The sequence below is a fragment of the Tumebacillus avium genome (assembly GCF_002162355.1).
In the GTDB taxonomy this organism is placed as follows: Bacteria; Bacillota; Bacilli; order Tumebacillales; family Tumebacillaceae; genus Tumebacillus_A; species Tumebacillus_A avium.
In genome coordinates, this window is the sequence record NZ_CP021434.1 from 3287501 (window position 1) to 3305000 (window position 17500).

Below are 17500 nucleotides of genomic sequence, written 5' to 3' on the forward strand. Positions count from 1 at the left end.
ACTCTTGATACATTCGCTTCATGAAATCGGCATAGGCTGGGAGCGCTGCTTCATCTCCCTGGAGATGGGCAAGCAGAGCCTCGGTCGCTTCCACAGCAGTGCCAAGCGCCATCAGAATGCCTTGCGAGGACAGCGGGTCATAGGCGGCCGCCGCATCCCCGATCGCCAGCCAGCCGTCACCAACAGCTGTGGACAGCTCCGTACTGTTGGCGTTCACCATGCGCGGAGGACCTTGGAGCTGATACTGGTGTTTTTCAATCAAGCGGCCAATCTGGGTGCTTTCCATCAACAGCTGTTGCCAGTCCGCTTCAGCTCGGGCCGCCTTGGTCTGCGCCAGATCTCCGTCGCTCAGGTAGGCGAACACACGCTTGCGGTCGGGAAGCAAAGCTGTATACCACCAGCCGTCTTCCGCCGTTTCGATCATGGTCAGCGAATCCTGGTCATCGTCGTGCGCGCATGCATACAGCCCGGCGATGGCCACCAGTTGGTCATAAGCAGTCCGCCGGATGTTCAGGCGATGGGCGAAGTGGCTGCTGCGGCCGGTCGCGTCGATGACCCACTGGGCTTCGATCTGCTGACCGTCCGTGAGGTGCAGTTCCCACCCGGTATCCGTTTTGCGAAACTCCTGCAAAGCGGTGTTCTCCAAGCGAACAGCCCCTGTCGCGGCAGCCGAATCGGCCAGCATCACATCCAACTTTTCCCGATCGACGTGCCAGCCGTGGCCATTTGGATCAAAGATGAAGTTGTGTTCGGCAAACTCCTTTGATCCCCAAGCCGAGCGGTTGCCGTGGGAAGGGAGATGGCGATCCGCGAGAAAGCGTTCCCAGAACCCCAACCGCCGCAGCAGCGCAGAGGAGGACGGGGGCAGCCCTTCGCCAATTTTCCAGCCGCGCTGTCCGGAGCGTTCAACGACAAGTGTCGAAATGCCCGCCCGACTCAGCAGATAGGCGGCGGCCGAACCTGCCGTTCCGCCGCCAACGATCACCGTCTGGAAGTGTTGCTTCACTGTTTTTTCAACTCGTTCCCCATTTCCACATGGATCGCGGCAGGGAAGCGCTTGGTGTCGGCGGGTCCGTCTTGACGGACGATCACACCAACTTTGTACCAGTCCTCGACAAAACGGTTCAACGCTTTGGTATCCTGCGGGAAAGCTTCCAGCCAGTCGGTGCGCGTGTCAAAAGCGTCTTGGCGCTCCGGCATGGTCAAGTTTTCATTCAACACTTTGTTGTAGTTATCCTCACTGAGCACGTGGTTCGGCACGCGGGCCGGCCAGAACGTCGGAAGATATTTGTTGATCTTGGGCTCGTAGCCGGAACGGCAACTCGCCGTATCCGTTTGCCACGGCACTGCCATCCAGCGCGAAAGATCGCCGGGCAGACTGCCGCCGCTGAGCGGACCGTCCGGGCTGAGCGCGATCTCCGGGGTGAGCACGGGGCCAAAGTCCTCGCGCTTGCCGGGCGCCGCATGCTTGATGCGGAACGGGGCGCTGTACAGCGAGAGGATACGCATCGGCCAAGTAGCTTCACAGCCAGGATGGAAAGCGCCGCCGAGCGCCCACTCCAGCGCCGCTTCATCCAAAGCGTGCGGACGCGCAGCCAGCGGGAGATCTTCAAGCGCCTCAGCAGCCGGGGCGGACGACGCGTTGTAATCGGAACTAAAGTTGCCTTGCGCCCATTGTTCCAGCCACGAAAATTGCAAAGTGGTCATCGTCAGCCAATTGCGCGGATTATTGGCCGGAACGTCCATGCCGTCGCCGTAAACGGGCGGCCACGCGTCCCGTTCCATTTTGACGTAGCTGGGTTGACGGAACTTTTCAAAAATCTCCTGGCGCAGCGGACGCATCTCCGGAGACGGGTCGGCGAGGTGAGCCAGCAAATCAGGATTGAGGAAATCCCACGGCGCTTTATAGCCGAATTCATGATAGAAGCCTTCGTTGACCCACTGGGTAAGCGAAAAGCGTTGGAAGATCGGCAGGATGTGTTTGGCAAACGAGACTTGGATCGGCTGGGGATGCATGGTGTGTGCCGCTTCCAGCGCGATGTCGTACATGGTGACCACGCCGTAGATGCCCGGTGCAAAATCGGGCGGGGCAACGATGACCCAGGCCGGATCTACTTCGATCGTTTGGCCGTTGATGACGACTTGGGCGCTGACCGGGCCGTCAGAGGTGTCGTCGTGCCACCCGTCGTTGTTGGCGAATGTATACACATCGGCGCCGTCCGGGGAACTGGAGTGGCCGAAACCGCCGAGCACCAGAAGATTGCCGGACGAATCGGTGAGAATCTCGCCAAGGTCGACTGGGGTGTCGAAGAAGGTGCCGGTGTCGAAGCGCGCATTTTCGTTCGGCGAACTGATCGTGCGCGCACCCGGGTCGATGACAAGCTTGGCGCGCTCTTCCGGGCTTTGCAAGCTGCTGTTGCGCAGGTTGGACTTGATGTCCGCTGCGACGGGGATATCGAGTGCCAGATCAAAGTTGTACCAGGCTGCTTTTTTATTGGCCAGATGTACGGTCCAGGAGATGGAATCGACATCTTGATCGTTCATGGAGAGTTCGCGCACCACATTGCCAGCGCTGTCCAATCCGTAAATGCGGAATCGGGCTGCTTGTCGTTTGATGCGGCCTTGTTCGTCTTTGTATCCTGCAGAAGGGGAATGGTTGGTGCCCGGGATTTCCGGACCGATAAAATATTGATCAGGGCTGTTCCCGACGCGGGCAATTCCGATCGCAGGATGAATTGCACACTTTACAATTTGATCAGTCGTCAATTGAGTCAGTCTCCCTTTCATATTTCGACATAATTTTACATGTCAAATATGACATAAATAGGACTCCGTGACTAGCCCTTTGATTAAAATTTTTAGAAAAATTTTCTGTGCATCTGTTTCTGTTTTAGAATGGTTGATTTTTCCAAATATTTATGATTAGATAAAATCTACGAAGGAGGTGATCCCCATGTGGCAATATGACGTTCAACAGGGATACCGTTCTGTCGTTCGGCATAAGCTGCTTTCCGTGCTGGTCACGCTGTCCCTGCTGGCCGGACTTTCCCTGCCGGCTGTCAACTTCGGGCTGTTTTCTGAAGCGTATGACCAGCTGATGAAACGCTTTTTTATCGGGGACAACTTGTACCGGGCGGAGCTGAATGCAGCGCCGTCCCTGCTCTATGATCAGGTGGAGCCGACTCGGCAACAACTGGCGAAACTAACCGGTGTGACAACTGCGGTCATCGAAGGCAACGCCTTGTTTACAGTAGGCTCCGATACTGCGATCAGCCAACTGCCGATCACATGGGCTACAAAAGAGCTGCTCACATTGCGCGGAATCGATCAGGACCTGCAGGCGAGCCTGTTTCAAGGGCCAGATCGTTTGTTGCTTACTCCAAGATATGCGAAGATTCTGTTCCCGCCTGAAGTTGATCCGGTGGGGCAAGACGTATTCATCGGCGGCGAGGCGTTTACCGTTGCCGGCCTGCTCCCACATGATGGGATGTTCCCAGTGATCGATGCTGCACACGGGGCCATGGGCTCACGCTACTCTGTGGCGATGGAGATCGTGATTCAGACGACGGGAGATCCACAGCCGGTCCTCTCCGAGGCGGAGCGGGTACTAAGCCAGTTGAACCCTGAGTTTCGCTGGCATCCATATGAAGATTTTATTGATGAACAAATGTCGAATCACTATGGGAGTCTGTTGATCTCGCTTGTTTTATGTGCCTTGTTGTTGCTCTTCACGCTGCTCAACACGGTGGCTTTTCTCATCTATAAATATGAAAAAGAACAGCAGAAATGGGCGATCGCCTACACGTTTGGCGCGACGCATGAGAATCTGAAGCGTCAAGTCTACACGGAAACGCTGATCTGCTCGCTGGCGGCGCTGTGCCTGCTGATGCCGGTGCTCTGGTCGCTGCAGAAACTGCTTGGCCGGTTCGGGCTTGGCATCAGTCTGTCACCGGCGGTGTTTGGCGGTCTGATCCTGATGACTGCAATCACCGCTGGCATGCTCGGCTGGCTGGCGCTGCGCAGAATCAAACGCAGCCAACTGCTGCAAGCGCTCAGGGGGTGAAACCTATGCTCTATCTGTGGGAACAGGCGCTGCAACAATTGAAGCGGCGCAAAGGCAAGTCCTGGCTGTTGTGGATTCAACTGTTCTTGTCCCTATTGATCATTCAGGCGGCGCTTGGCATGTATCAAAGCAAACAGCAGGAATACGAAGCGTACCGGGATTCATTTGGCTCCGATCTCTACCAGATCAGCGTGTCATGGATAGGCGGGACACCACCCAATCCGGAACAGATGGCCGAAGCGATTTCTTCCGGGCAGTTCCAAATGCTGAAACAGCAGTCGGCCGGCCGCTATGAAGTGTATCAAGCCAACAATACCTCGCTTCAAGTAGATGGGGTGGCTGAGCAGGCGATGCTGATCGAAATGGACGAGTCACTCTACAACGAATTGGTACGTGCGATGGGGTATGACAGTCCCAGCGCCCTGATCAGCCCCGTGCTGCAAGCCAAACTTCCTGCCCAAGTGCAGTTGGGGCAGCATCGTGTGCTGACAACAGCAGCAGAGCCGCTCAAGCGGGAAGTGCTTGATACACTCAGCCCGATGTACCGATTCCTGCCGGACACGGTCATCGTACTTCCGGTCGCAACGCAGACGGTCGGTGGAGCACGTCAGATATGGCTGAAAGCAATGCCTGATTTTAAAGCGGCAGACCGTGCCCGCCTGCTGAAGTCGCTCCACGAACTGGGCGGCCAGGAGCAATGGGAGTACAGCTATCAGCAAGTGCTGGAGGTGCAGGAAGAACAGTTCGAACAGGCAAGACAGTTTGCTTCGATGTTCCTGGTCTTTGCCGGCATGATTCTGCTGATCGGGACGCTTGGGGTGCTTGGGATCAACCTGATCAATTTTCTATCCAAGCGCCATGAGTGGGCGGTGCACATGGTGTACGGGGCCAGCCGTGGCGACTTGATCATGGTGCAACTGCTGCAATATCTCATCATCGGCGGCACTGCGTGGCTGACTGCGACAGGATGCGCTAAAATTTTTCTTTCCTTAAATGCTGTCGAATCGGCGTGGCGATTTGGCCTTGGCGACGGTGCGGCTTTGCTGTCTGTCACTGTGGTCGGCATTTGCACGCTGCTTCCGTTCTTTGGACTGCGCCAAGTGCGTTTGACCGATGCCCTAAAACAAGAGAGGTGATCCTGCATGATCGAACTGCGCAGTGTGACAAAAACCTACCGCACCGGGAGCGTGTCGGCGACCGTTTTGCAAGATTTGTCTCTGGAGATCAAGGAAGGCGACTTTTTGGCCATCATCGGCACATCAGGTGCGGGAAAATCGACACTGCTCAACCTGATCGGACTACTCGACCTGCCGTCCAAAGGGTCGGTATGGGTGGAAGGTCAAAACGTGTCGACGTTGCCGGAGAAAGCGTATGGGTTGCTGCGCCGGGAGCGGATCGGCTTTGTCTTTCAAGATTTCAAGCTGGTGCGGGACATGACGGCCTTGGAGAATGTCGAAATTCCGCTGGCCTACAGCGGCACGCACAATAAAAAACAGCGCCGGGAACGCGCGCTGGAAGTGCTGAGGGACGTGGGGCTGGAAGGGAAAGCGGACCGTTACCCGGATGAACTGTCCGGCGGACAGAAGCAGCGTGTCGCCATCGCCCGCGCGATCGCCAACCGGCCGCGCCTCTTGATCGCCGACGAACCGACCGGCAATCTCGACGCGGATACGACCAAAGAGGTCCTCGCCTTGCTGCAGCAGATGCATCAATCCGGCATGGCGGTGGTGATCGTCACCCATGACCCGTTTGTCGCCGGACATGCCCGCGATGTGTGGGAGCTGGGAGACGGAAAACTCGCCTTGCGAAAATAACAATATAAGAATAACCGCAAGACCCTGATACAGAGGTTTGCGCTTCTGAAGAGAATTGCTATACTATAGAATTTACCTGCACGTGGTGATATTCAGGACCTGCACTCGATGGATTGAGAAAAACGGCCATGCGATGCTGTAGTTCGCACGTAGTTTTAGATATTGCTCATTTTTGTTGGAGAAACGGTGCCGATCCACATTGTCGAGACTACAGGCATATGCTAAGATAAGTCTTGCAAGAAATGACATCAGCATATGCGGTCGTGGTGGAATGGCAGACACGCACGCTTGAGGGGCGTGTGGGGCAACCCGTGGAAGTTCGAGTCTTCTCGACCGCACCAACAAAGTAAAGCCGACTTGGGAATCCCAAGTCGGCTTTTTCCTGTTTATCGGCCAAATAATAGTATGAAATGCATGCTGTCGAAGCGGCAGATGCTGTCGGAATTTTTTGTGCCGGAGGTGTCAAGTTCTGACACCCTCCGCAATAGACTTGTACTATACTGAGGGCAATCGGCGAACCAATCTGGTGGTGAGTGAAATTGCCCGTCGTCTATCTTGATGTCATCTGGTTGCTCAATTTTGGCGTGGACGGGTTCATCTTGCTGGTGACGGCGTTTTTAGCACGCCGTCGTCTCAAGTGGTGGCGGACGATCGGCGCGTCTGCTATCGGAGCGTCCTATGCTCTTTTTTTGTTCTTTCCTGCGATGTCGGCATTTTTGACGTTTTTTAGCAAACTGCTATTTTCCATTTTGATGGTCTGGATCGCATTTCGGCCAAAAGGGCTGTTCGACTTTGGCAAGATGCTTGGCCTGTTTTATCTCGCTTCCTTTCTAACAGGAGGAGCAGCGTATGCGGTCAACAACTTTTTTGGCAGCGTGTCTGTGCAAAACGGACTTGTGCTGGTGCATGGCAGCGCCGTCTGGCTGCAACAGACGAAGCTCTGGCTGGTCTTGCTGGCGCTTCCTGTGACGTGGCTGCTCGGCAAAAGCGCGTGGAACCGCCTGGTCAGAAGCAAGCAGCGCGAGATGAATTTCTGGGAGGTCGAAGTGCAGCTGGGCGAGGAGTCGGTGACGTTTACCGGGCTGCTCGACACCGGCAACGCATTGACCGACCCTCTGTCGCGCACACCGGTGATGGTGGCCGACTGGGAGCTTTTTGCCGCCCTGTTGCCTGCCGAACTGACAGAAGAGTTGAAAAAAGGCTCGGACATCTCGATGTCGCTTGGCGAGATTGAGATGGAGGATGACTGGCACGCCAAATTCCGTCTGGTGCCGTACCGCGGTGTCGGCGGCACGATGGGGATGCTGCTGGCGTTCAAACCAAGCCAAGTGACACTGAGAAGCCAAGAGCAAGAGCATGCCTGCACGCGCGTGCTGATCGGGCTGAACCCGAAAGCGCTGGCGGCGGACGGCTCGTACCGTGCGATTTTGCATCCTTCGATGATCGAGGGAGACGGGGACGTGCGGGAGGAATGGAAAGCAGACAGTGCTGCGAGTTAACGGTGGAAGGAAAGGAGACGATCTGCTCTATGAAGTTGCAATTGCCAATGAAGCTGCGTCTGCAAGCCCGGATCTTCTTTTTAAACCTGCTGTTTCGTCTGGGCGGAACGCCGGAGGAGATCTATTATGTAGGAGGCAGTGAGGCGCTGCCGCCGCCTCTGACCCGCGAAGAGGAAGAATACCTGCTCGGCAAGCTGCCGACCAAAGATGAAGGCGTGCGCGCTGTGCTGATCGAGCGCAACCTGCGCCTGGTCGTCTACATCGCGCGCAAATTTGAAAATACCGGCATCAACATCGAAGACCTCGTCTCGATCGGCACGATCGGCCTGATCAAAGCGGTCAACACCTTTGACCCGGAGAAAAAAATCAAGCTGGCCACCTACGCGTCGCGCTGCATCGAAAACGAAATCCTGATGTTTCTGCGCCGCAACAACAAGATCCGCTCCGAAGTGTCGTTTGACGAACCGCTCAACGTGGACTGGGACGGCAACGAACTGCTCTTGTCGGACGTGCTGGGCACCGAAAACGACACGATCTACCGCAACATCGAAGAGCAGGTCGACCGCAAACTTCTCTATAAAGCGTTGGAGAAGCTGACCGACCGCGAGCGCAAGATCATGGAAATGCGCTTTGGCCTGACCGACGGCAAAGAGATGACGCAAAAGGATGTTGCAGATCTGCTGGGCATTTCCCAGTCTTATATCTCACGTTTGGAAAAGCGGATCATCAAGCGCTTGCGCAAAGAGTTCAACAAAATGCTGTAGTGCATATTTCTCCCTCCCTTGGTAATACTGTCTACAACCGTGGCGGACTTGAATGGAGGGAGTTACATATGAAACGAAACAAAGTTGAAATTTGCGGAGTAAACACAGCCCAACTTCCCGTTCTCACCAATGCAGCGATGCGAGAATTGTTCGTCAGCCTACAGTCCGGTAACCTGTCTGCCCGGGAAGAGCTGGTCAATGGCAACCTGCGTCTTGTGTTGTCGGTGATCCAGCGGTTTAACAACCGCGGCGAGTATGTGGACGACCTGTTTCAGGTCGGCTGCATCGGACTGATGAAGGCGATTGACAACTTTGACCTCTCCCAGAACGTCAAGTTCTCAACCTACGCGGTTCCCATGATCGTTGGTGAAATCAGACGTTATCTGCGCGACAACAACCCGATTCGCGTCAGCCGAAGCCTGCGCGACATAGCCTATAAGGCATTGCAAGTCCGCGATAGTCTGACCAACCAGAACCTGCGTGAACCTTCGATTGTGGAGATCTCCCAAGCGATGGACGTGCCCAAAGAAGATGTCGTGTTCGCGCTGGATGCGATCCAAGATCCGGTGTCGCTGTTTGAGCCGATCTACCATGACGGCGGCGACCCGATCTATGTGATGGACCAGCTCTCTGACGAAAAGAACCAAGACACGCTGTGGGTCGAAGAAATCTCCATTCGCGAAGCTTTGCAAAAGCTTAATGACCGCGAAAAGCGCATCTTGTCGATGCGGTTTTTCGAAGGCAAAACGCAGATGGAAGTCGCAGAAGAGATCGGCATTTCCCAAGCGCAAGTCTCACGCTTGGAGAAAGCGGCGATCAACCATATGCACAAGTTCATACGCACCTAAACATCGAGAGCAAAGTCGCGCGTCTGCGCGACTTTTTTATTTTTGCCCATATTTTGCGCTTCAGACATATATATAAGTAGGCCAAACCGTAAGCGGGGAGCGATTGCCTCTATGATGAAGATTTCCGAACTGCAAGCCAAAGACGTGGTCAGTCTCGCAGACGGGAAACGACTCGGCCAGGTGTGCGATCTCGATGTTGACATGGAGAACGGGATGATTCGGGCGATCATCGTGCCTGGTGGAGGTCGTTTCTTAGGGATGTTTGGGAACTCGCAGGACATTGTGATCCCGTGGAGTTCGATCGTCAAGATCGGCGCGGATGTGATTCTGGTGGATCTGCGCACCGAGCCCAACTATTTGCCGCCGAATTCCGGTTCGAGTTCCGGCGGGTATTGACCGCGGGGGATTTCATTCTTAGCAGATAAGAATGGAGTCCCTTTCGTTTTCTCTCTGCGGTGTGGTACGATTTGGTTGTGAGATGGAAAGGATGAGAACTGTGAGCGAATCGCGCATCGTTGCCTGTTTTACCACCCGCCAAGGCGGGAACCTCGGCCTGCACGTCGGCGATGATCCGCAGCAGGTGCTTCAGAACCGCGAAGGGATCGCACGCGTGGTCGGTGTGCCGCTCCACGCCTGGGTGGCGGGGAATCAGGTGCATGGCTCGACCGTGACGGTCGTCACGGAGGAACTGATCGGACGCGGCGCGCAGACGCAGGAGGACCAACTGCCCGACACCGACGCCTTGATCACCAATCTGCCCGGCGTGGCGCTGTCGACCTATGCGGCCGACTGTGTGCCGCTGCTGCTGTGGGATGCGACCCAAGGCGCTGTCGGCGCCGCACACGCCGGCTGGAAAGGCACGGTCGCCAAAATCGGTGCGAAAACGGTTGCGGCAATGACTTCGGAATATGGCTGTGCTCCCCGCGATATCATCGTCAAGATCGGCCCTTCGATCGGCAAGTGCTGCTATGAGGTCGACGGACCGGTGATCGCTGCTGTGCGCGAGGCGTTTGGCGCGGCGGCAGATTCGATTTTGACCCCAAATGAAAACGGACGCTGGCAGCTCGACCTCTGGCAGGCCAACGAACTGGCGCTGCTGGACGCAGGCGTGCTGCCTGAGCATATTTTGCGTGAGGATCACTGCACGAGCTGCCGTGTTGATACTTATTTTTCTTATCGCAAGGAGCAGGGCAAGACCGGAAGACATGCAGGAGTGATCGCGCTGTTGCAGGAAAAAGAGGGTAACTGAGCGTATATATACCTATTGCAAAGCGAAAGCCATGGTGTCAGGAGGCTTGGATGTGTATCAGAAGCGGCTTGCTGAACTGAAAGAACGCATCGCGCAGGCCTGTGCGCGCGCCGGCCGCGACCCGGAGGATGTCACGATCGTCGGGGTCACGAAATACGTCGGTGTAGATGAGACAAGAAGTTTGATCGAGGCAGGACTCAAGGACCTCGGTGAGAATCGCATATCGGTCGCCGCTCCGAAGCTGGAAGCAATTCCTGCAGAGACCGGGGTGCGCTGGCATTTTATCGGGCATCTGCAGACGAACAAAGTCAAAGAGGTGCTGGGGAATTTCTCGATGATCCATTCGCTCGACCGTCTGTCGCTCGCCAAAGAGATCAACAAGCGGGCGGTCGCCGCAGGGTTGACTGTGCCTTGTCTGGTGCAGGTCAACGTGTCGGGCGAGGAGTCCAAAGGCGGATTCACGCCGCAGGATGTGGCGGGCTTTCTGGCGGCGGCAGGCGAGATGCCGGGCCTTGCGATCCGCGGCCTGATGACGATGGCGCCGGTGTCGGATGATCCGGAAGCTGTGCGGCCGGTGTTTCGCGGGCTGCGGGAACTTCGCGATGAAATGATCGGGCGCGGGCTGTTTCCGGCAGACGCGAACGAGCTTTCGATGGGGATGTCGGGTGACTTTGAAGTGGCTGTCGAGGAGGGCGCAACCTTGGTGCGCATCGGCAGTGTGCTGGTAAAACCTTAGCGGAGGTGGAAGCTTATGTTTTCGAAAGTGATGTCGTTTCTCGGGCTTGTCGATGAAGAGCCGCATGAGGAGCGCCGGGAAGAGGAGTATGAAGAGCACGGCCATCAGCAGCAGGCGCAGTCGGACGGTGTCGTGCCGCTGAAACGCCAGGGCACGGTGGTGTCATTGCACACGCAAAAACAGGTGCGGGTCTATCTGTCCGAGCCGGAAAAGTACGATGATGCGCAGGCGATCGCCGATCATTTGCGCAACCGCCGTCCGGTTGTCGTCAATCTTCACAAAACTTCCCCGGATGCTGCGAAACGAATCGTGGATTTTATCAGCGGTTGCACGTATGCTTTAAATGGGACGATGCAAAAGCTCGGCCATAACATCTTCTTGTGCGCGCCGGAGAACGTGGATATCCAAGGCACGATCACGGACATGATCTCCGACCAGCAGCAACAACAGCAACAGCAGGCGCACAACAAATTTCAATCGAGGTGACTGAATGGCTTTCCAAGTGATCGTTTATATCTCCAACATATTGGGTTTTTACACGTACGTGCTGATCGCGCGCGTGTTGATGTCCTGGGTGCCGGATGTGGAGCGCACGTCGTTTGGCCGCATCCTGTTCAAACTGACCGAGCCGTACCTGGGGATTTTCCGCCGCTTCATTCCGCCGTTGCCGCTGGGCGGAGGCTATCTTGACCTGTCGCCGATCGTCGGGATTTTTGCCTGGTCGTTCGTGCAAAGCGGCGTTGTGCTCGTTTTGCAGTGGCTGTTCCTGTAGAGAGGAAGGCTTCGAATGAAACGGCAAGATGTGATGATGCATTACCGGCCGCAGGAGCGTCCGTTTGTGGACCGCACGATCGATTTGGTTGCGCGCGTTGATGAGCGGCAGACGCCTGTTTTGACCGATTTTCTCGATCCACGACAAGTGAAGATCACCGAATCCATCGCCCGCTCGTCTCAGGACGTGACGCTGTATCTCTCCGGCGGGCATGAGCAGGCGGAAAGACAGCGGGCGCTGCTGGTTCCTTCGTATTGGGGGCCGGAAGCGGATGACTTCGAGCTGTCTTTTTTGCGGATTGGTATTCCGGGTGAATATGTGAAGCTGAAGCATGGCGATTATCTCGGTTCTCTGGTTGGGCTTGGGCTGAAGCGGGGGAAGATCGGGGACATCTCGGTGCATGAAGACGGCTGCGACTTGGTCGTGACGCGGGATATCGCCGATTTTATCCGTCTGCATCTGTCGCAGGTCGGACGGGCAACTGTACATATTGAAGAGATTTCCGCTTCGGAGTATCTGGCGCCGCGGGTGGAATATCAGGAGAAGGAGTTCACCGTGATGTCGCTGCGGGTGGATGCGGTGGCCGGCGAGTCGTTTGGCCTGTCGCGCACGAAAGTCGTCGACCCGATCAAAAGCGGGAAGCTGCAGTTGAACTGGCAGGTGATCGACGACCCGGCGACGGCGGTGGAAGAAGGGGATGTTCTGTCTTTGCGCGGTCATGGGCGGGCGAAGATCCTCGAGATCATCGGGCAGTCCCGCAAAGGCCGGACGATTTTAAAAATCGGCAAGTATCTCTAACTTTCGGCAGGAGTTCCCATCTTCCCGTCGAAATAAATGGGGAAGAATGGCGAATTTTGGCTCTTTTTATACGACTTATTAGAAAGTACAGGAGGTCCCAACAGCATGCCTTTGACTCCGCTTGATATCCATAACAAAGAATTTGGCCGCTCGTTTCGCGGATATGATGAAGATGAAGTTAATGAGTTTCTGGACCGCGTGATCAAGGACTACGAGGGCCTGATCCGCGAGAACCGCGACTTGGAAGAAAAGCTGGCAACGCTCGAGGAGCGCTTGTCCCATTTTCACAACATAGAGGACAGCTTGTCGAAGTCGATCATCGTGGCGCAGGAGACGGCAGAAGAAGTGAAGTCGAACGCCCGCAAAGAGTCGCAGCTGATCATCAAGGAAGCGGAGAAAAATGCGGACCGCATCTTGAACGAAGCGTTGTCCAAGTCCCGCCGCGCGGCGATGGAACTGGACGAACTGCAAAAGCAGGCGGCTGTGTTCCGTGCCCGTTTCCGTTCGCTGATCCAAGTCCAGCTGGAGCTGATCGACAGCGACCAGTGGGAGCAGGTCCTCGACGACAAAACGATTCGCGTGGAAAAAGACGAGAAAATGGATGTTTAGACCGGCTTAGGTTTGACAATGCTATTTGCAGTGTCATATAATGACTGCAAATTTACTATATCCTGACGTTGAGCGGGAAGAGTACCATGTGGAGTCCTTTGCAGCGAACCGGGTTTGGTGCGAGCCGGGAAAGGGGAAGCGTGGGAAAATCACCCGGGAGTCGTGTGCCGAACCCCTCTGGGCAGTAAGCAACACCGCGTTGCCCCCGTTACCGGGCAGTTGAGTGGTCATGGCTTCTTTGGCATGGCAATCAGGGTGGTACCACGGAAGATAATGAGAAGTCTCTCGTCCCTATTTTTAGGGATTGAGGGACTTTTTTGTTTGCCAAAATTGGAGGGAATAACTATGGAGAAGCCAGACTACAGCAAAACGCTGAATCTGCCGGAAACCGAGTTCCAAATGCGCGGCAATCTGCCGCAAAAGGAACCGGGCATGCAGAAGCATTGGGAAGAAAGCAAACTGTATGAGAAAGTGCAAGCCAAGCAAGCCGGCAAGCCGAAGTTTATTTTGCATGACGGACCGCCTTATGCGAACGGGGATATCCATATCGGCCACGCGCTGAACAAAATTTTGAAAGACGTGATCGTGAAGTTCAAGACGATGGAAGGCTTTGACGCGCCGTACGTTCCGGGCTGGGATACGCACGGGATGCCGATCGAGCATGCGATCATCAAGAACAAAGGCATCAACCGTCATGAAGTGCCGGTGACCGAGTTCCGTGAGATGTGCAAAAACTACGCGCTTGATTTTGTCGAGCGTCAGAAGGGGCAGTTTAAGCGCCTGGGCGTGCGCGCTGATTGGGAGAACCCGTACATCACCTTGCTGCCGGAATATGAGTCCCGCCAGATCCGCGTGTTTGGCGAGATGGCGAAACGCGGCTATATCTACAAGGGCCTGAAGCCGGTGCACTGGTGCGCGTCTTGTGAGACAGCGCTGGCTGAAGCGGAAGTGGAATATGCGGACAAGAAGTCGCCGTCGATCTATGTGAAATTTGCGGTAAAGGACGGAAAAGGCGTACTGCCGGAAGGGTCGTTCATCGTGATCTGGACGACGACGCCGTGGACGCTGCCGGCGAACTTGGCGATCTCGCTTGGAGCTGATTTTGAATACAGCCTGGTCGAAGTGAACGGCGAGCAGTTGCTGCTGGCAAAAGGGCTGGTTGAAGATGTGCTGAAAGCGGCCGGCGTGGAAGGCGAGCCGAACGTGAAAGCGACGTTCAAAGGCAAGGATCTGGAGCGCGTGGTGGCACAGCATCCGTTCCTCGACCGCGAATCGCTGGTGATCTTGGGCGAGCACGTCACGCTTGACTCCGGTACGGGCTGCGTTCATACCGCACCGGGCCACGGGATGGAAGACTACATGGTGGGCCTGCAGTACGGGCTGCCGGTGTTGGCTCCGGTCAACGGCCAAGGGAAATTCACCAAGGACGCGGGTCCTTATGAAGGGCAGTTCTATACGAAAGCGAACAAGCAGATCATGGCCGACCTGCAGGAAAGCGGACATCTGTTCGCATCCTCGGAGATCGATCACAGCTACCCGCACTGCTGGCGCTGCAAGAACCCGGTGTTCTTCCGCGCGACCGAGCAGTGGTTTGGCTCGATCGACAAGTTCCGTGATCAACTGCTCGAGCAGATCAAGCAAGTGACGTGGAGCCCGGAGTGGGGCGAAGTTCGCCTGCACAACATGGTCGCCGACCGCGGGGACTGGTGTATCTCCCGTCAGCGCATGTGGGGTGTGCCGATCCCGATCTTCTATTGCACCGACTGTGATAAGGAGATCATCACCGATGAGACAATCGACAAGGTCGCGAATCTTTTTGAACAGCACAGCTCGCAGATCTGGTTCGAGAAGGAAGCGGATGAGCTGGTGCCGGAAGGGCTGACCTGCTCCTGCGGCGGCAAGACGTTCCGCAAAGAGACCGACACGATGGACGTGTGGTTTGACTCCGGTTCGTCGCACATGGCGGTGGCCGATGCTCGTCCGGAGCTGCAGTGGCCGGCCGATCTGTATCTGGAAGGTTCGGACCAGTATCGCGGCTGGTTTAACTCCTCTTTGTCGACAGCGGTGGCTGTTCGCGGGGAAGCGCCGTACAAAGCGGTCTTGTCGCACGGCTTTACCCTCGACGGGGAAGGCCGCAAGCAGTCGAAGTCGCTTGGCAACGTGGTTGATCCGCTGAAAGTGATGGAACAGTACGGCGCGGATATCCTGCGTTTGTGGGTGGCGTCTGTTGACTATCGCTCCGATATGCGCGTTTCCGATGCGATTTTGAAACAGGTGGCGGAAGTGTACCGCAAGATCCGCAACACGTTCCGTTATCTGCTCGGGAACTTGAACGGATTTGATCCGGCGCAGCATTCCGTGTCGAAGGAGCAGTTGTTGGAGATCGACCGCTGGGCGCTGAACAAGTTTGAGCAGGTCCGCAAGCGCGTGGTGCAAGGCTACCGTGAGTATGACTTCCATATCGTCTATCATGAAGTGAACAACTTCTGCACCGTGGACATGTCGGCGTTCTATTTCGATGTTTCGAAAGACCGTATGTACACCGTGGCTCCGGATGCGCCGGAGCGCCGTTCCGGTCAGACTGCAATGTATGAGATCATGGTTGGGCTGACGAAATTAATCGCGCCGATCCTGACGCATACGGCAGACGAAGTTTGGCCGTTTGTACCGGGTACGACCGAGGAGAGCGTGCAGTTGACGCAGTGGGACGACCCGAACACCTACAGCATCGATACGGAGCTGGAGCAGAAGTGGGAAGAGATCCTGCGTGTGCGTGATGAAGTGTTGAAGGCGCTGGAAGGGGCCCGCAAAGAGAAGGTGATCGGCAAAGGCATGACCGCTGCTGTTGATCTGTATCCGGATGCGGCGACCTTGGCAGTGCTGCAAGGCACACCGCGCCTTGAAGAAGTATTGGGCGTCTCGCAAGTGAATATGGCTGAGCCGGGCGCTGAGGTGCCGGGCGATGCGGTTGCGTATGCGGGGCTGTCGATCCGTGTGCGTGCGGCAGAAGGCGAGACTTGTGAGCGTTGCCGGATTGTAACGCCGCATGTCGGGCAGCATGAAGAGCATCCGACGCTTTGCCCGGTATGTGCGGGCAACGTTGTGCACTTTCTATAAGAAGTAAGTGGTAGTAGAGAAAATCCCCTTTGCCTGGATTGGCAAAGGGGATTTTTGTTGTGTTACAGGAACGGGTACGGACCGTAGAAAGGCGGATACGGTGCCGGAATGGGCAGCGGAAGCGGCACCGGAACGAATCCCGGGCCGGGCCCATAACCATAGCCATACGGACGGCGACGACGACGACGGCGGCGACGGCGCGGGCGGCCGTAATAGCCGGGGCCGTACGGATATTGACGGGTATCGTCTCCCCAATCGGATGCTTCTTCCGGCAATGTTTCATAGTCGGTATTGTAGTCGTAATTCCAATTGGTATAGGTACCATCGGCACCTTGCGGCAGATAGCGGTATTCAATGTTATGGATGGAGGGATCATATTCATAGTACGGGATCAATTCGACGTCCGGCGCGATGCGGGTTCTTTTCGCCATGCTTGAGGCACGCTCCTTTGTGCTGGTGTCACGATAAGGTATGTGCTAAGCGGAGGGCTGGTGCGGATGATGACGAAATACGGGCAGGTGCCCAGAGGCGAAGCAAGAGCGAGATAGGACAGGATAATTTGTGGAGATGTATGATTTTGTTTCAAACATTCTTTTGAAACTTGCACAGCGGCGTGGTAAGATAACTTCTGTCGCCGCGAGAGACATGCGGTGAGACAACGAAATATGCACGATGTATCACGGAGGAATGTCCGAGTTCGGTCGAAGGAGCTTGACTCGAAATCAAGTAGGCGGGTAACCGTCTCGGGGGTTCGAATCCCTCTTCCTCCGCCAGTGAGCCATTAGCTCAGTTGGTAGAGCAACTGACTTTTAATCAGTGGGTCGAAGGTTCGAGTCCTTCATGGCTCACCACTGTTTTACCTTTTCTTTTGATTGATCTGATTGATCCTTGAAAACTAAACGAGTGTTACAGAGAGATGATGCGAGTCAAGATACAAACTTTTTCAACTTTTATTGAGAGTTTGATCCTGGCTCAGGACGAACGCTGGCGGCGTGCCTAATACATGCAAGTCGAGCGGACTTCTTAAGGGCTTGCTCTTAAGAGGTTAGCGGCGGACGGGTGAGTAACACGTGGGCAACCTGCCCGACAGACTGGGATAACGCTTGGAAACGAGTGCTAATACCGGATAGGCTTCTCCTTCGCATGAGGGAGAAGAGAAAGAAGCTTTTGCTTCACTGTCGGATGGGCCCGCGGCGCATTAGCTAGTTGGTGAGGTAACGGCTCACCAAGG

At 55.7% G+C, this 17500-nt stretch carries 17 protein-coding genes, 3 tRNA genes, 1 rRNA gene and 1 other annotated feature (2 of these 22 cut by a window edge); of the genes, 18 read left to right on the top strand and 3 right to left on the bottom strand.

The genetic code is table 11. From position 1 onward, the window contains the following. Together CBW65_RS15965 and CBW65_RS24310 are read right to left on the bottom strand one after the other, a co-directional pair. Nucleotides 1-1006: the 5' portion of an NAD(P)/FAD-dependent oxidoreductase gene (locus CBW65_RS15965; protein ID WP_157721984.1), read on the bottom strand. The gene continues 98 nt to the left of window position 1, outside the view; only the first 1006 of its 1104 coding nucleotides appear in the window; the start codon lies at nt 1004-1006; its stop codon lies off the left edge, out of view. After that, a complete protein-coding gene (locus CBW65_RS24310) occupies nt 1003-2766 on the bottom strand; it encodes a LodA/GoxA family CTQ-dependent oxidase (RefSeq protein ID WP_157721985.1) in 1764 nt (587 codons plus the stop codon). The genes CBW65_RS15965 and CBW65_RS24310 overlap by 4 nt, the downstream gene beginning before the upstream one ends. Before the next feature lie 187 nt (nt 2767-2953). Here CBW65_RS24310 and CBW65_RS15970 point away from each other — a divergent pair, with 187 nt between their 5' ends. From CBW65_RS15970 to ileS, 15 genes are all read left to right on the top strand, one after another. Next, on the top strand, nt 2954-4063 hold the full coding sequence (locus CBW65_RS15970) for an ABC transporter permease (RefSeq protein ID WP_087457677.1): 1110 nt from the start codon (nt 2954-2956) through the stop codon (nt 4061-4063). 5 nt (nt 4064-4068) lie between these two features. Continuing rightward, nucleotides 4069-5199: an ABC transporter permease gene (locus tag CBW65_RS15975; RefSeq protein ID WP_087457678.1), complete on the top strand. Its 1131-nt coding sequence runs from the start codon at nt 4069-4071 to the stop codon at nt 5197-5199. A 6-nt stretch (nt 5200-5205) separates the two neighbouring features. Next, on the top strand, nt 5206-5877 hold the full coding sequence (locus CBW65_RS15980) for an ABC transporter ATP-binding protein (RefSeq protein ID WP_087457679.1): 672 nt from the start codon (nt 5206-5208) through the stop codon (nt 5875-5877). Nucleotides 5878-6134: 257 nt separating this feature from the next. Then, a tRNA-Leu gene (locus CBW65_RS15985) sits at nt 6135-6218 on the top strand. 198 nt (nt 6219-6416) lie between these two features. Next, a complete protein-coding gene (gene spoIIGA, locus CBW65_RS15990; protein WP_157721986.1) occupies nt 6417-7376 on the top strand; it encodes a sigma-E processing peptidase SpoIIGA in 960 nt (319 codons plus the stop codon). A gap of 41 nt (nt 7377-7417) precedes the next feature. Beyond that, entirely contained in the window at nt 7418-8140 is a 723-nt protein-coding gene (gene sigE, locus CBW65_RS15995; RefSeq protein ID WP_087459262.1) for an RNA polymerase sporulation sigma factor SigE, read from the top strand. Nucleotides 8141-8208: 68 nt separating this feature from the next. Next, complete coding sequence (gene sigG / locus CBW65_RS16000) at nt 8209-8988, top strand: RNA polymerase sporulation sigma factor SigG (protein ID WP_087457681.1); 780 nt, start codon at nt 8209-8211, stop codon at nt 8986-8988. Between the two features lie 111 nt (nt 8989-9099). Next, a complete protein-coding gene (locus CBW65_RS16005) occupies nt 9100-9384 on the top strand; it encodes a YlmC/YmxH family sporulation protein (protein ID WP_087457682.1) in 285 nt (94 codons plus the stop codon). Nucleotides 9385-9484: 100 nt separating this feature from the next. Beyond that, entirely contained in the window at nt 9485-10237 is a 753-nt protein-coding gene (gene pgeF / locus CBW65_RS16010; protein WP_157721987.1) for a peptidoglycan editing factor PgeF, read from the top strand. 52 nt (nt 10238-10289) lie between these two features. Further along, nucleotides 10290-10973: a YggS family pyridoxal phosphate-dependent enzyme gene (locus tag CBW65_RS16015; RefSeq protein ID WP_332457818.1), complete on the top strand. Its 684-nt coding sequence runs from the start codon at nt 10290-10292 to the stop codon at nt 10971-10973. Nucleotides 10974-10988: 15 nt separating this feature from the next. After that, complete coding sequence (locus tag CBW65_RS16020) at nt 10989-11459, top strand: cell division protein SepF (RefSeq protein WP_087457685.1); 471 nt, start codon at nt 10989-10991, stop codon at nt 11457-11459. 4 nt (nt 11460-11463) lie between these two features. Further along, nucleotides 11464-11745, top strand: a complete 282-nt coding sequence (locus tag CBW65_RS16025) for a YggT family protein (RefSeq protein ID WP_087457686.1) — start codon at nt 11464-11466, stop codon at nt 11743-11745. A 15-nt stretch (nt 11746-11760) separates the two neighbouring features. Beyond that, nucleotides 11761-12543: a YlmH family RNA-binding protein gene (locus CBW65_RS16030; RefSeq protein WP_087457687.1), complete on the top strand. Its 783-nt coding sequence runs from the start codon at nt 11761-11763 to the stop codon at nt 12541-12543. A 105-nt stretch (nt 12544-12648) separates the two neighbouring features. Beyond that, nucleotides 12649-13152, top strand: coding sequence for a DivIVA domain-containing protein (locus tag CBW65_RS16035; protein ID WP_087457688.1), 504 nt, complete (start codon nt 12649-12651; stop codon nt 13150-13152). Between the two features lie 59 nt (nt 13153-13211). Further along, nucleotides 13212-13448: a binding site (T-box leader), on the top strand. Nucleotides 13449-13497: 49 nt separating this feature from the next. After that, on the top strand, nt 13498-16269 hold the full coding sequence (gene ileS, locus CBW65_RS16040) for an isoleucine--tRNA ligase (RefSeq protein ID WP_087457689.1): 2772 nt from the start codon (nt 13498-13500) through the stop codon (nt 16267-16269). A 62-nt stretch (nt 16270-16331) separates the two neighbouring features. Here ileS and CBW65_RS16045 read toward each other — a convergent pair whose 3' ends face one another. Next, nucleotides 16332-16700 (bottom strand): hypothetical protein, encoded by a 369-nt coding sequence (locus CBW65_RS16045; protein ID WP_087457690.1) that lies wholly within the window; start codon nt 16698-16700, stop codon nt 16332-16334. Between the two features lie 250 nt (nt 16701-16950). On the opposite strand from CBW65_RS16045, the gene CBW65_RS16050 reads away from it, so the two are divergent. From CBW65_RS16050 to CBW65_RS16060, 3 genes are all read left to right on the top strand, one after another. Then, nucleotides 16951-17042: transfer RNA gene (locus CBW65_RS16050), tRNA-Ser, on the top strand. Between the two features lie 2 nt (nt 17043-17044). Next, nucleotides 17045-17120 (top strand) — tRNA-Lys (locus CBW65_RS16055). Between the two features lie 98 nt (nt 17121-17218). Then, nucleotides 17219-17500, top strand: a 16S ribosomal RNA gene (locus CBW65_RS16060); it runs 1265 nt beyond the window's last position.

What these genes read in the sequence shown, in the direction of transcription:
- CBW65_RS15975 (WP_087457678.1), top strand. Translation starts at nt 4,069, where the DNA reads ATGCTCTATCTGTGGGAACAGGCGCTGCAACAATTGAAGCGGCGCAAA.
- ileS (WP_087457689.1), top strand. Translation starts at nt 13,498, where the DNA reads ATGGAGAAGCCAGACTACAGCAAAACGCTGAATCTGCCGGAAACCGAG.
- CBW65_RS16025 (WP_087457686.1), top strand. Translation starts at nt 11,464, where the DNA reads ATGGCTTTCCAAGTGATCGTTTATATCTCCAACATATTGGGTTTTTAC.
- CBW65_RS15980 (WP_087457679.1), top strand. Translation starts at nt 5,206, where the DNA reads ATGATCGAACTGCGCAGTGTGACAAAAACCTACCGCACCGGGAGCGTG.
- CBW65_RS16005 (WP_087457682.1), top strand. Translation starts at nt 9,100, where the DNA reads ATGATGAAGATTTCCGAACTGCAAGCCAAAGACGTGGTCAGTCTCGCA.
- CBW65_RS16045 (WP_087457690.1), bottom strand. Translation starts at nt 16,700, where the DNA reads ATGGCGAAAAGAACCCGCATCGCGCCGGACGTCGAATTGATCCCGTAC.
- CBW65_RS15970 (WP_087457677.1), top strand. Translation starts at nt 2,954, where the DNA reads ATGTGGCAATATGACGTTCAACAGGGATACCGTTCTGTCGTTCGGCAT.
- CBW65_RS16030 (WP_087457687.1), top strand. Translation starts at nt 11,761, where the DNA reads ATGAAACGGCAAGATGTGATGATGCATTACCGGCCGCAGGAGCGTCCG.
- sigG (WP_087457681.1), top strand. Translation starts at nt 8,209, where the DNA reads ATGAAACGAAACAAAGTTGAAATTTGCGGAGTAAACACAGCCCAACTT.
- CBW65_RS16035 (WP_087457688.1), top strand. Translation starts at nt 12,649, where the DNA reads ATGCCTTTGACTCCGCTTGATATCCATAACAAAGAATTTGGCCGCTCG.
- CBW65_RS16020 (WP_087457685.1), top strand. Translation starts at nt 10,989, where the DNA reads ATGTTTTCGAAAGTGATGTCGTTTCTCGGGCTTGTCGATGAAGAGCCG.